The sequence below is a fragment of the Pseudomonas sp. NFR02 genome, from assembly GCF_900119375.1.
Lineage (GTDB): Bacteria > Pseudomonadota > Gammaproteobacteria > Pseudomonadales > Pseudomonadaceae > Aquipseudomonas > Aquipseudomonas paracarnis.
The window spans coordinates 705,783-717,891 of sequence record NZ_FPJJ01000001.1; the positions used below are offsets into that span (position 1 = coordinate 705,783).

General features: G+C 57.7%; 8 protein-coding genes and 4 tRNA genes. 10 read left to right on the forward strand and 2 right to left on the reverse strand.

Annotated features, from left to right (window positions below; genetic code table 11):
• Positions 1-46: 46 nt before the first annotated feature.
• On the reverse strand, positions 47-901 hold the full coding sequence (gene folD, locus BT199_RS03355; RefSeq protein ID WP_014718989.1) for a bifunctional methylenetetrahydrofolate dehydrogenase/methenyltetrahydrofolate cyclohydrolase FolD: 855 nt from the start codon (positions 899-901) through the stop codon (positions 47-49).
• A gap of 275 nt (positions 902-1,176) precedes the next feature.
• On the opposite strand from folD, the gene BT199_RS03360 reads away from it, so the two are divergent.
• The 10 genes from BT199_RS03360 (at position 1,177) to BT199_RS03405 (ending at position 10,601) form a co-directional block, all read left to right on the forward strand.
• Positions 1,177-1,253 (forward strand) — tRNA-Arg (locus BT199_RS03360).
• A gap of 32 nt (positions 1,254-1,285) precedes the next feature.
• Positions 1,286-1,361, forward strand: a tRNA-His gene (locus BT199_RS03365).
• A gap of 58 nt (positions 1,362-1,419) precedes the next feature.
• Positions 1,420-1,504: transfer RNA gene (locus BT199_RS03370), tRNA-Leu, on the forward strand.
• Positions 1,505-1,581: 77 nt separating this feature from the next.
• A tRNA-His gene (locus tag BT199_RS03375) sits at positions 1,582-1,657 on the forward strand.
• 401 nt (positions 1,658-2,058) lie between these two features.
• Positions 2,059-3,369 (forward strand): trigger factor, encoded by a 1,311-nt coding sequence (gene tig / locus BT199_RS03380; RefSeq protein WP_014718988.1) that lies wholly within the window; start codon positions 2,059-2,061, stop codon positions 3,367-3,369.
• 91 nt (positions 3,370-3,460) lie between these two features.
• Entirely contained in the window at positions 3,461-4,096 is a 636-nt protein-coding gene (gene clpP, locus BT199_RS03385; protein WP_003192255.1) for an ATP-dependent Clp endopeptidase proteolytic subunit ClpP, read from the forward strand.
• A gap of 112 nt (positions 4,097-4,208) precedes the next feature.
• Complete coding sequence (gene clpX, locus BT199_RS03390) at positions 4,209-5,492, forward strand: ATP-dependent Clp protease ATP-binding subunit ClpX (protein ID WP_003192254.1); 1,284 nt, start codon at positions 4,209-4,211, stop codon at positions 5,490-5,492.
• A gap of 187 nt (positions 5,493-5,679) precedes the next feature.
• Entirely contained in the window at positions 5,680-8,076 is a 2,397-nt protein-coding gene (lon, locus tag BT199_RS03395; RefSeq protein ID WP_003192252.1) for an endopeptidase La, read from the forward strand.
• 149 nt (positions 8,077-8,225) lie between these two features.
• Entirely contained in the window at positions 8,226-8,498 is a 273-nt protein-coding gene (locus BT199_RS03400) for an HU family DNA-binding protein (protein ID WP_003174819.1), read from the forward strand.
• 228 nt (positions 8,499-8,726) lie between these two features.
• Complete coding sequence (locus tag BT199_RS03405) at positions 8,727-10,601, forward strand: SurA N-terminal domain-containing protein (RefSeq protein ID WP_072433878.1); 1,875 nt, start codon at positions 8,727-8,729, stop codon at positions 10,599-10,601.
• 81 nt (positions 10,602-10,682) lie between these two features.
• Here the strand turns inward: BT199_RS03405 and nhaA are convergent, their stop codons facing one another.
• Positions 10,683-12,026, reverse strand: a complete 1,344-nt coding sequence (gene nhaA, locus BT199_RS03410; RefSeq protein ID WP_072433879.1) for a Na+/H+ antiporter NhaA — start codon at positions 12,024-12,026, stop codon at positions 10,683-10,685.
• Positions 12,027-12,109 lie beyond the last annotated feature (83 nt).

A 12,109-nucleotide genomic window follows, 5' to 3' on the forward strand; every position in this document is an offset into this window, starting at 1 on the left:
TAAAAAGCCCTGCGATAAAGCAGGGCTTTTTCATCATGCCTGGTTATCAGCCGTGTAGGGTTTCTGCGGCATACAGCGTATTTTCCAACAGGCACGCCCGGGTCATCGGCCCGACACCGCCTGGAACCGGCGTGATCCAGCCAGCGCGGGGCAGGGCGGTTTCATACACCACGTCGCCCACCAACTTTCCGTCTTCCTGGCGGTTGATGCCCACGTCGATGACGATAGCGCCTTCCTTGATCCACTCACCCTTGACCAGGCCTGGCTTGCCGGCGGCGACTACCACCAGGTCAGCGCGGCCGACGTGGCCGGCCAGGTCCTTGGTGAAGCGGTGGGTGACGGTCACGGTGCAGCCGGCCAGCAGCAGCTCCATGGCCATCGGGCGACCGACGATGTTCGATGCGCCCACCACCACAGCGTCAAGGCCATACAGGTCGACACCGGTGCTTTCCAGCAGCGTCATGATGCCTTTGGGGGTGCATGGGCGCAGCAGGGGAATGCGTTGGGCCAGGCGGCCGACGTTATAAGGGTGGAAACCGTCGACGTCTTTGTCCGGGCGGATGCGCTCCAGGAGCTTGGAGGCGTCCAGGTGCTCGGGCAGTGGAAGTTGCAGCAGGATGCCGTCCATGTTCGGGTCATCGTTGAGGCTGTCAATCAGGTCGGTCAGGGCCTGTTGAGTGGTGTCCGAAGGCAAGTCATAGGCCTTGGAAATAAAGCCGACCTCTTCACAGTCTTTACGCTTGTGCGAGACATAAACCTGAGAGGCAGGATCGCTGCCGACCAGGATCACCGCGAGGCCAGGCGTGCGCAGGCCTTGCTGGCTGCGCTCGGTGACTCGTTTGGCGATCTGCTGGCGCAGGCTGGCGGCGATTGATTTGCCGTCGATAAGTTGTGCAGTCATTACGCGTGATTAACCATCGAGAGGGGGAAGAAAAGTGCGCGCATTCTCGCATGCCAAGGCGCGAGGGCAAAGGCGCTTGGTCTGCAAATTGCCCTAACCCCTTAAATAAAATCAGTTTTTTTCAAAAAAGATTTGACGGGTTTCCGGGGCATCTATACTATTCGTCGCACTTGTCGGGCACAGCCTAGCACTGGTTAAGAAGGTCGAGCAGAATAGTTGTACTGCAAGGCTGGAAGCACTTAGTTTGTAATCCTCCAAGAGTACAGATTAATAAGGCGCCCGTAGCTCAGCTGGATAGAGCATCCGCCTTCTAAGCGGATGGTCGCAGGTTCGAGTCCTGCCGGGTGCGCCATTAGGCAGCTTTGGCACAAGTAGCGCTATATGGTGGGCGTAGCTCAGTTGGTAGAGCACGGGATTGTGACTCCCGTTGTCGAGGGTTCGATCCCCTTCGTCCACCCCATATTCTGAAAAGGCGCCAGATTTAACAGTCTGGCGCCTTTGCTTTAAGAGCTTCAAGCGCGGATGTGGTGGAATTGGTAGACACACTGGATTTAGGTTCCAGCGCCGCGAGGCGTAAGAGTTCGAGTCTCTTCATCCGCACCAATTAAAGCTTTTCCCGGTCGTCAGGCGGGGCAGGGCTCAACAAAGAAGTGGTTTGGTTTCTTTGTTAACGCAATATGGTGGGCGTAGCTCAGTTGGTAGAGCACGGGATTGTGACTCCCGTTGTCGAGGGTTCGATCCCCTTCGTCCACCCCATATTCGAAAGGCGCCAGATTTAACAGTCTGGCGCCTTTTTTGGTTTTGGCGGTTTGAGATTGGGTGGTCGCAGGTGCTGGGCTGCCCCGGCAGGGCGTGTCGTCGTATTTGTGTATCTCGATGATGCCGCGTTGCTTGCTCGCTCTGTTCGCAGGGCGGGCCGTCAGGGAGATGGATGCGTGTTCCTTCTATATATAGAGAGGGGCGGCGCAGAGCCCTGGCGCAATTTGGCTGTATTTGTCACCGGGGCGAGGTACTTCAGTGCTTTCGTACCGATAAATTGCCGGCTGTTTTCCGCTGTGTTTTCAGTAGGGTGACTTCTTGAGTTTGACCCACTAGAATGCATGCCCTTGATTGGGGTCGGAAATGGCCGGCTAATGTCTGTGCAACGAGGAATATCCATGCAAGTTTCTGTTGAAAATACTACTGCTCTCGAGCGCCGCCTGAGCATCACCGTGCCGGCAGAGCGTATCGAGACTGCGGTCAACAAGCGTCTGCAGCAGACTGCCCAAAAGGCCAAGATCGCTGGTTTCCGTCCAGGCAAAGTGCCGATGAGCGAAATCAAGCGTCGTTTTGGTGCCGATGCGCGCCAGGAAGCTGTAGGTGACGTGATCCAGGCTTCTTTCTACGAAGCCGTTGTCGAGCAAAAGCTGAACCCGGCAGGCTCGCCTTCGATCGAGCCCAAGTCCCTGGAAGCGGGCAAGGACCTGGAATACGTTGCCGTATTCGAAGTGTTCCCGGAATTTGAAGTGGCCGGTTTCGACGGTATCGAAATCGAGCGTCTGAGCGCCGAAGTGGCCGATTCGGACCTGGACAACATGCTGGAAATCCTGCGCAAGCAGAACACTCGTTTTGAAGTGGCCGACCGTGCCGCCCAGAACGAAGACCAACTGAACATCGATTTCGTTGGCAAGGTTGACGGCGAAGTCTTCGCTGGCGGCTCCGCAAAGGGCACTCAACTGGTGCTGGGTTCCAACCGCATGATCCCTGGTTTCGAGGACGGCCTGGTTGGCGCCAAAGCCGGCGAAGAGCGCGTTCTGAACCTGACTTTCCCTGCTGACTACCAGAACCTGGACCTGGCTGGCAAAGCCGCCGAGTTCACCGTTACCGTCAACAGCGTTTCCGAGCCTAAGCTGCCAGAGCTGAACGAAGAGTTCTTCGCCCAGTTCGGCATCAAGGAAACCGGCATCGAAGGCTTCCGCACCGAAGTTCGCAAGAACATGGAGCGTGAGCTGCGCCAGGCTATCAAGTCCAAGGTCAAGAACCAGGTCATGGACGGTCTGCTGGCCGCCAACCCGATCGAAGTGCCTAAGGCCCTGCTGTCCAACGAAGTGGATCGCCTGCGCGTTCAAGCGGTTCAGCAGTTTGGTGGCAACATCAAGCCTGACCAACTGCCGGCCGAGCTGTTCGAAGAGCAAGCCAAGCGCCGCGTTGTGCTGGGCCTGATCGTGGCTGAAGTGGTCAAGCAGTTCGACCTCAAGCCAGACGAAGACCGCGTTCGTGAAATGATCCAGGAAATGGCTTCGGCCTACCAGGAGCCTGAGCAGGTCGTGGCTTGGTACTACAAGAATGAGCAGCAGATGAACGAAGTACGTTCGGTTGTGCTGGAAGAACAAGTTGTGGATACTGTTCTGCAGAAGGCTAAGGTGACCGATAAAGCGGTCTCTTACGAAGAAGCAGTCAAACCGGCGGAAGCAGCACAAGCCGACTGATTGTCCAACTCGTTGGAAATTCAACCATAAGCCAGCCTCGCGCTGGCTTATGCGTTTTCAAGACATGACTATTTGGGAGTAACTGCAGAGCATGTTCCGTAATTCCTATATTCAGCAGAACTCTGATATCCAGGCCGCAGGCGGCTTGGTCCCGATGGTTGTCGAGCAGTCCGCTCGTGGCGAACGCGCCTACGACATCTACTCGCGCCTGCTCAAGGAGCGAGTGATCTTTCTGGTTGGCCCGGTAGAGGACTACATGGCCAACCTGATCTGTGCGCAATTGCTGTTCCTTGAAGCGGAAAACCCGGACAAGGACATCCATCTCTACATCAACTCACCGGGCGGTTCGGTGACTGCGGGCATGTCGATCTACGACACCATGCAGTTCATCAAGCCAAACGTGTCGACCACCTGTATTGGCCAGGCGTGCAGCATGGGCGCCTTCCTGCTGACTGCGGGTGCCGAAGGCAAGCGTTTCTGCCTGCCGAACTCGCGCGTGATGATTCACCAGCCGCTGGGCGGTTTCCAGGGCCAGGCGTCGGACATCGAAATCCACGCCAAGGAAATCCTCTTCATTCGTGAGCGTCTCAACACGCTGATGGCCAAGCACAGCGGGCGCACCCTGGAAGAAATCGAGCGCGATACCAACCGTGACAATTTCATGAGCGCTGAAGCCGCCAAGGAATACGGGTTGATCGACGCAGTGATCGACAAGCGCCCCGCTTAATATAAGCCGCTCAAAATAGGGCTGGTCGGCATGTCCGACCACTGGCGGGCTTGAAAAAGCCCGCATAAGCCTTCATCTTGTGTTGCAAGCCTATCGGATTTGGATCGAACGAATGACTGACACCCGCAACGGCGAGGACAACGGCAAGCTGCTCTATTGCTCCTTCTGTGGCAAAAGCCAGCATGAAGTACGCAAATTGATTGCCGGCCCCTCGGTGTTTATCTGCGACGAATGCGTCGACCTGTGCAATGACATCATCCGTGAGGAGGTGCAGGAAGCCCAGGCCGAGAGCAGTGCGCATAAATTACCTTCGCCTAAAGAAATCAGCGGCATCCTTGACCAGTACGTCATTGGTCAAGAACGTGCAAAGAAGGTTCTGGCCGTAGCGGTGTACAACCACTACAAGCGCTTGAACCAGCGTGACAAGAAAGGTGATGAGGTTGAACTCGGCAAGAGCAACATCTTGCTGATCGGTCCTACAGGCTCGGGTAAAACCCTGCTTGCAGAAACCCTCGCTCGCCTGCTGAACGTTCCGTTCACCATCGCCGACGCCACCACCCTCACCGAGGCTGGCTACGTGGGTGAAGATGTCGAGAACATCATTCAGAAACTGCTGCAGAAGTGCGACTACGACGTAGAGAAAGCCCAGATGGGTATTGTCTACATCGACGAGATCGACAAGATCTCGCGCAAGTCTGATAACCCGTCGATCACCCGGGACGTTTCCGGTGAAGGCGTGCAGCAGGCCCTGTTGAAACTGATCGAAGGCACGGTTGCGTCCGTACCGCCGCAAGGTGGTCGCAAGCATCCGCAGCAGGAATTCCTTCAGGTTGATACGCGTAACATCCTGTTCATTTGTGGCGGTGCGTTCTCCGGTCTGGAGAAGGTGATTCAGCAGCGTTCCACCCGTGGCGGCATTGGTTTCAGTGCGGAAGTGCGCAGCAAGGAAGAGGGCAAGAAGGTGGGCGAGTCCCTGCGTGAAGTCGAGCCTGACGATCTGGTCAAGTTCGGTCTGATCCCGGAATTCGTTGGCCGTCTGCCGGTCCTGGCCACGTTGGACGAGTTGGATGAGGCGGCTTTGATCCAGATCCTCACCGAGCCGAAAAACGCCCTGACCAAGCAATACGGCAAATTGTTCGAGATGGAAGGTGTAGACCTCGAGTTCCGGACCGACGCGCTGAAATCGGTGGCCAAGCGAGCACTGGAGCGTAAGACCGGTGCACGTGGCCTGCGTTCTATCCTCGAAGGCGTGTTGCTCGACACCATGTACGAAATCCCCTCGCAGTCTGAGGTGAGTAAAGTGGTGATCGATGAAAGCGTGATCGAAGGCAAGTCCAAGCCACTGTATATCTACGAAAACAGTGAGCCGGCTGCCAAGGCTGCACCCGACGCATAAGCGTTCAGCAGTTGCGGTACAAGCAAGGGGCCTCTAGGGGCCCCTTGTCTTTGGGGGCGTTTCTTAGGGCGGTGGTTAAATTCGCGTGTATTCATGCGTTTAACTACTGGCATTGAGCTTGTTTTTTTTGCATGTAACCCCCATCTTGGTTTCAAGCTTATTTTTGAACTGTCATAGAGGCGAAATCATGAAGACAACCATCGAATTGCCTCTCCTGCCGTTGCGCGATGTCGTCGTCTATCCGCACATGGTTATCCCGCTGTTCGTGGGGCGCGAGAAGTCTATCGAAGCCCTCGAGGCCGCGATGACGGGCGACAAGCAAATCCTGCTGTTGGCCCAGAAGAATCCTGCTGATGATGATCCGGGTGAAGATGCCCTGTATCGCGTCGGCACCATTGCCACTGTCCTGCAATTGCTCAAGCTGCCCGATGGCACCGTCAAGGTGTTGGTCGAAGGTGAGCAGCGCGGTGCCGTAGAGCGCTTTATGGAGGTGGACGGCCACCTGCGCGCGGAAGTGGCGCTGATCGAAGAAGTCGAAGCCCCGGAGCGTGAATCCGAGGTGTTCGTGCGCAGCCTGCTGTCGCAGTTCGAGCAATATGTGCAGTTGGGCAAGAAAGTCCCGGCTGAAGTCCTGTCTTCGCTCAACAGCATTGATGAACCGAGCCGCCTGGTCGACACCATGGCTGCACACATGGCGCTGAAGATCGAGCAGAAGCAAGACATCCTCGAAATCATCGACCTGTCGGCCCGTGTCGAACACGTATTGGCGATGCTGGATGGCGAAATCGACCTGTTGCAGGTTGAGAAGCGTATCCGTGGCCGCGTGAAGAAGCAGATGGAACGTAGCCAGCGCGAGTACTACCTGAATGAGCAGATGAAGGCCATTCAGAAGGAGCTCGGCGACGGCGAGGAAGGCCACAACGAAATCGAAGAGCTGAAAAAGCGTATCGATGCCGCTGGCCTGCCCAAAGACGCCCTGACCAAGGCCACCGCCGAGCTGAACAAGCTTAAGCAGATGTCGCCAATGTCGGCCGAAGCCACTGTGGTGCGCTCGTATATCGACTGGTTGGTGCAAGTGCCGTGGAAGGCCCAGACCAAGGTGCGCCTGGACCTGGCCCGTGCTGAAGAGATTCTCGACGCTGACCATTACGGTTTGGAAGAGGTCAAGGAGCGCATCCTTGAGTACCTCGCCGTGCAAAAACGTGTGAAAAAAATCCGCGGTCCGGTGCTGTGCCTGGTCGGGCCTCCAGGTGTGGGTAAAACTTCCCTGGCGGAATCGATTGCCAGCGCGACTAACCGCAAGTTCGTGCGCATGGCCTTGGGTGGCGTGCGTGACGAAGCTGAGATCCGTGGTCATCGCCGTACCTACATCGGTTCGATGCCAGGAAGATTGATTCAAAAGATGACAAAAGTGGGTGTACGCAACCCGCTGTTCCTGCTCGATGAAATCGACAAAATGGGCAGCGACATGCGTGGCGACCCGGCGTCGGCCTTGCTCGAAGTGCTTGATCCCGAGCAGAACCATAATTTCAACGACCATTACCTGGAAGTCGACTACGACTTGTCTGACGTAATGTTCTTGTGCACCTCCAACTCCATGAACATTCCGCCAGCCTTGCTGGATCGGATGGAGGTGATTCGTCTGCCGGGCTACACCGAAGACGAGAAGATCAACATCGCGGTCAAGTACCTGGCGCCCAAGCAGATTTCGGCCAACGGCCTGAAGAAGGGCGAGATCGAATTCGAGGTCGAGGCGATCCGTGACATCGTGCGCTACTACACCCGCGAGGCCGGTGTACGGGGCCTTGAGCGCCAGATCGCGAAGATCTGCCGCAAGGCGGTGAAGGAGCACGCGTTGGAAAAACGCTTCTCTGTGAAGGTGGTCGCCGATTCCCTGGAACACTTCCTGGGCGTGAAGAAATTCCGCTACGGCCTGGCCGAGCAGCAGGATCAGGTCGGCCAGGTGACTGGCTTGGCGTGGACCCAGGTGGGTGGCGAATTGCTCACCATCGAAGCGGCGGTGATTCCGGGCAAAGGCCAGTTGATCAAGACCGGCTCCCTGGGTGATGTGATGGTCGAATCCATTACGGCCGCGCAGACCGTGGTACGCAGCCGCGCCCGCAGCCTGGGCATCCCGCTGGACTTCCACGAGAAGCACGACACCCATATCCACATGCCGGAAGGGGCGACCCCCAAAGACGGCCCTAGCGCTGGCGTGGGCATGTGCACGGCGCTGGTATCAGCGTTGACCGGCATTCCTGTGCGCGCTGATGTGGCGATGACCGGAGAAATTACCCTGCGTGGCCAGGTATTGGCGATCGGTGGTCTGAAAGAGAAATTACTCGCTGCGCACCGAGGTGGAATCAAGACCGTGATCATTCCTGAAGAGAATGTTCGCGACTTGAAGGAAATTCCTGACAATATCAAGCAGGATCTTCAGATTAAACCGGTTAAATGGATTGACGAGGTCCTGCAAATTGCGCTGCAATACGCGCCGGAGCCCTTGCCGGATGTGGCCCCGGAGATCGTCGCGAAGGACGAAAAACGCGAGTCCGATTCCAAGGAAAGAATTAGCACGCATTAATGTGTTGGAGCCTGGGGGGCTTCCTTGACAGCTTTTTAGAGCCCTTGTTATAAAGCGGCTCTTAAGTGTCTGTAGGCCATTCAGCACTGGTTTTGCTTTTTACCAAAAAACTTAGAATCATACTCAATAGATATATAAGGGGACTTAGAGTGAACAAGTCGGAACTGATTGATGCTATCGCTGCATCCGCTGATATCCCGAAAGCTGCTGCTGGCCGTGCGCTGGACGCAGTAATCGAATCCGTCACTGGCGCTCTGAAGGCCGGCGACTCCGTGGTACTGGTAGGCTTCGGTACTTTCTCTGTGACTGACCGCCCAGCTCGCACTGGCCGTAACCCACAGACCGGCAAAGCACTGCAAATCGCTGCTGCCAAGAAACCAGGTTTCAAAGCCGGTAAAGCCCTGAAAGAAGCCGTTAACTAAGCTTCGTTCAAGCCTTTGCTTACCCGGGTCGGACGCAGGTCTGGCCTGGCAGCGGAGCGGTAGCTGACCCACGTATCGGGTCGCCACGCCGGGGGTGCAGATTCGAACCCCCGTCCGCTCCGCCAGTTACGAGAAGGCGCATCCTCGGATGCGCCTTTCTTCTATCCGGACTCTACCCACGCTCCACGGTTGCCTAATTTTTGAAGTTCAACCGTTTCTGGGGGACGCATGCTGCAAAATATCAGGGACAATTCACAAGGCTGGATTGCCAAGACCATTATCGGGATCATCGTCGCTTTGATGGCGTTCACCGGTATCGAAGCCATTTTCCAGGCTTCGGGTAATAACAAGCAGGACGTGGCCAAGGTCAACGGTGAACAAATCACCCAGACCGAGCTGAGCCAGGCTGTCGATATGCAACGGCGCCAGCTGATGCAACAGTTGGGTAAGGATTTCGATGCTTCCCTGCTCGACGAAAAACTGCTGCGCGATGCTGCCCTCAAGGGCCTGATCGATCGCAAGCTGCTGCTGCAAGGCGCTGCCGATTCCAAGTTCGGCTTCTCGGAAGCTGCGCTGGATCAGGTGATCCTGCAGACGCCGGAATTCCAGGTGGACGGCAAGTTCAACGCCGAACGCTTTGACCAGGTGATCCGTCAGCTGGGCTATAGCCGCATGCAATTCCGTCAGATGCTGACCCAGGAAATGCTGATCGGCCAGGTTCGCGCAGGCATCGCCGGCAGCGGGTTTGTGACCGACGCCGAGGTGCTGGCATTTGCCCGTCTGGAAAAACAGACCCGCGATTTCGCCACCGTCAACATCAAGGCTGATCCCGCGGCGGTGAAACTCACCGACGCTGAGGTCAAAGCCTACTACGACCAGCGCGCCAAAGAGTTCATGACCCCGGACCAAGTGGTCATCGACTATCTGGAATTGAAGAAGTCTTCCTTCTTCGACCAGGTGACTGTCAAGGACGATGAGCTGCAGGCTGCCTACGAGAAGGAAACCGCCAACCTCGCTGAACAGCGTCGTGCCGCGCATATCCTGATTGAAGTCAACGACAAGGTCACCGAGGCGCAAGCCAAGGCCAAGATCGAAGACATCCAGGCGCGCCTGGCCAAGGGTGAGAAGTTCGAAGCTCTGGCCAAGGAGTTCTCCCAGGATCCAGGTTCGGCCAACAATGGCGGCGACCTCGGTTTTGCTGGCCCTGGTGTTTACGACCCGGACTTCGAAACCGCCTTGTACGGCTTGAAGCAAGACCAGGTGTCGGCGCCGGTGCGCACCACCTTCGGTTGGCACCTGATCAAGTTGCTGGGCGTTGAAGCGCCTGAAGTGCCATCGTTCGCCAGCCTGAAAGACAAGCTGACCCGCGAGCTCAAGGCACAGCAGGTTGAACAGCGTTTTGTCGAAGCGACCAAGCAATTGGAAGATGCGGCATTCGAAGCCTCTGACCTGGCTCAGCCGGCGTCTGACCTGAAGCTGACCGTCCATACCTCCGCGCCGTTTGGCCGCGAAGGTGGCGAAGGTGTAGCGGCCAACCGTGCCGTGGTCACTGCCGCATTCAGCCCGGAAGTGCTGGATGAAGGTGCCAACAGCAGCGCCATCGAACTGGACCCGGAAACCATCATCGTGCTGCGTGCCAAGGAGCATCTCAAGCCGGCCCAACTGCCGCTCGAGAAGGTCGAGGCGGCCATTCGCACCCAGATGACCAAGGAGCGCGCAAGCGCTGCTGCCAAAGCCCGTGCCGACGAGTTGATCGCCAGCCTGCGTGATGGCAAGACCGCGCTGGACCAGCCGGTTGACGGTCAGGCTTGGAAGGTGACTGAGGCGGCTACCCGTGGTCAGGAGTCTATCGACCCGGCCGTGCTGCAAGCCTTGTTCCGCATGCCTAAGCCGGCGGCCAAGGACAAGCCTACCTTCACCACCGTGACCCTGCGCGATGGCAGCCTGATGATCGTGCGCTTGAACGGCGTGAACGAAGCGGCGGCCCCTACGGACGAAGAAAAGGCGCAATACCGCCGCTTCCTCGCTTCCCGTATTGGCCAGCAGGACTTCGCGGCCTACCGCAAGCAGCTGGAAACCCAGGCAGACATCAAGAAGTACTGATGCCGGCCTGAATAAAAAGACCCCGACCTGAAAAGGCCGGGGTCTTTTTTTGCCCTTGATAAAGTGAGTGCTGAATGCGCTTTAGGCGTTCTTGGCTGCAAACTTGAGCTTGCCCCACGTCAACCCGATCACCGCCGCCAGGGTTGAAGCCGCCAATACGCTCAGCTTCGCAGCCGACAGCAGGGCCGGGTCGGAAAATGCCAGGGACGAGATAAAGATCGACATGGTGAAACCGATCCCCGCCAACAGCCCTACCAGGCCAACGCCCGTCCAGTTCACACCGTCCGGCAGCTTGCAGATGTTGAGCTTGACCAGCGCCAGGCTCGCCAGCATCACGCCCAGAGGCTTGCCGAGCACCAGGGCGAAGACGACACCCATAAATACGCCATGGGCCAGCGGGTCATCCAGATTGAAACCGTCCAGGCTCACACCGGCGTTGGCCAATGCAAACAGCGGCATTACGCCGAACGCGACCCAGGGGTGCAGCGCCGATTGAACACGCTGCACTGGCGGCAGTATTTCCCGTTGAGCTTCGCGCAATTGTTTGAGGGGCGTGGCGACTTGCTGGGCCCCTTCGGCTGGCTGCGAGAACCGGTCCATCAGCTCGTTGAAGGTGCGTTCGATGGTTTCCAGCGGGCGTTCCCGGGTGGGCTTGGAATTGACGGGGGTCATCAAGCCAAGGATCACCCCGGCGAGTGTTGGGTGCACGCCGGTCTTGAGCAGGCCAAACCACACGATAGCGCCTGGCAGCAGGTAGATCGCCGCCTTGCTGATGCCCATGCGTTGGAACACCAACACCAGGGCCAGCCCGCCGACAGCAATCACCAAGCCCATGTAGTCGAGGCTGGCGGTGAAAAAGATCGCGATGATCAGAATCGCCACGATGTCATCGATGATCGCCAAGGCCAGCAGCAGGATGCGCACGCCACTGGGAATCGATTTGCCCAGCAGCGCGAGCACGCCCACGGCAAAGGCGATGTCGGTCGCGGTGGGGACCGCCCAGCCACTCGCGGCGGCGGTGCCGTGGTTGAGCAGGGTGTAGATGAGGGCGGGCATCAGCACACCGCCCAACGCCGCGCCCAACGGCAGCGTGGCCAGCTTCAGGTTAGCGAGGGCGCCGTCTTTGATTTCCTGGCGGATCTCGGCTCCGACTACCAGAAAGAAAATGGTCATCAGCCCGTCATTCACCAGAAAATGCAGGGAGCGCGACACGCTGTAATCGCCCAGCCCGAGGGTGATGGGCGTGTTCCAGAAATGCTCGTAGGTCGCGGCGGCGGGGCTGTTGGCCCACAGCAGCGCGACGATGGCGGCCAGCAGCAGCACGATACCGCTGACGGCTTCGATGTGTGAAAAGCGCTCAAGGGCGGACAGCGCGCCCTCAGTCAAACGCTGGGGGCGGGGGATGGCAGGGTGTTTATCAGGCACGACAAATCTCCATTGGCGGCCCGACCAATGCTTGGCTTTTAACCTGCGCCGTGCTTTATGCAACAACGCACCCAGGGGCGATG

Coding starts and splice junctions, on each gene's coding strand:
- folD (WP_014718989.1), bottom strand. CDS start 901: ATGACTGCACAACTTATCGACGGCAAATCAATCGCCGCCAGCCTGCGC.
- tig (WP_014718988.1), top strand. CDS start 2,059: ATGCAAGTTTCTGTTGAAAATACTACTGCTCTCGAGCGCCGCCTGAGC.
- clpP (WP_003192255.1), top strand. CDS start 3,461: ATGTTCCGTAATTCCTATATTCAGCAGAACTCTGATATCCAGGCCGCA.
- clpX (WP_003192254.1), top strand. CDS start 4,209: ATGACTGACACCCGCAACGGCGAGGACAACGGCAAGCTGCTCTATTGC.
- lon (WP_003192252.1), top strand. CDS start 5,680: ATGAAGACAACCATCGAATTGCCTCTCCTGCCGTTGCGCGATGTCGTC.
- BT199_RS03405 (WP_072433878.1), top strand. CDS start 8,727: ATGCTGCAAAATATCAGGGACAATTCACAAGGCTGGATTGCCAAGACC.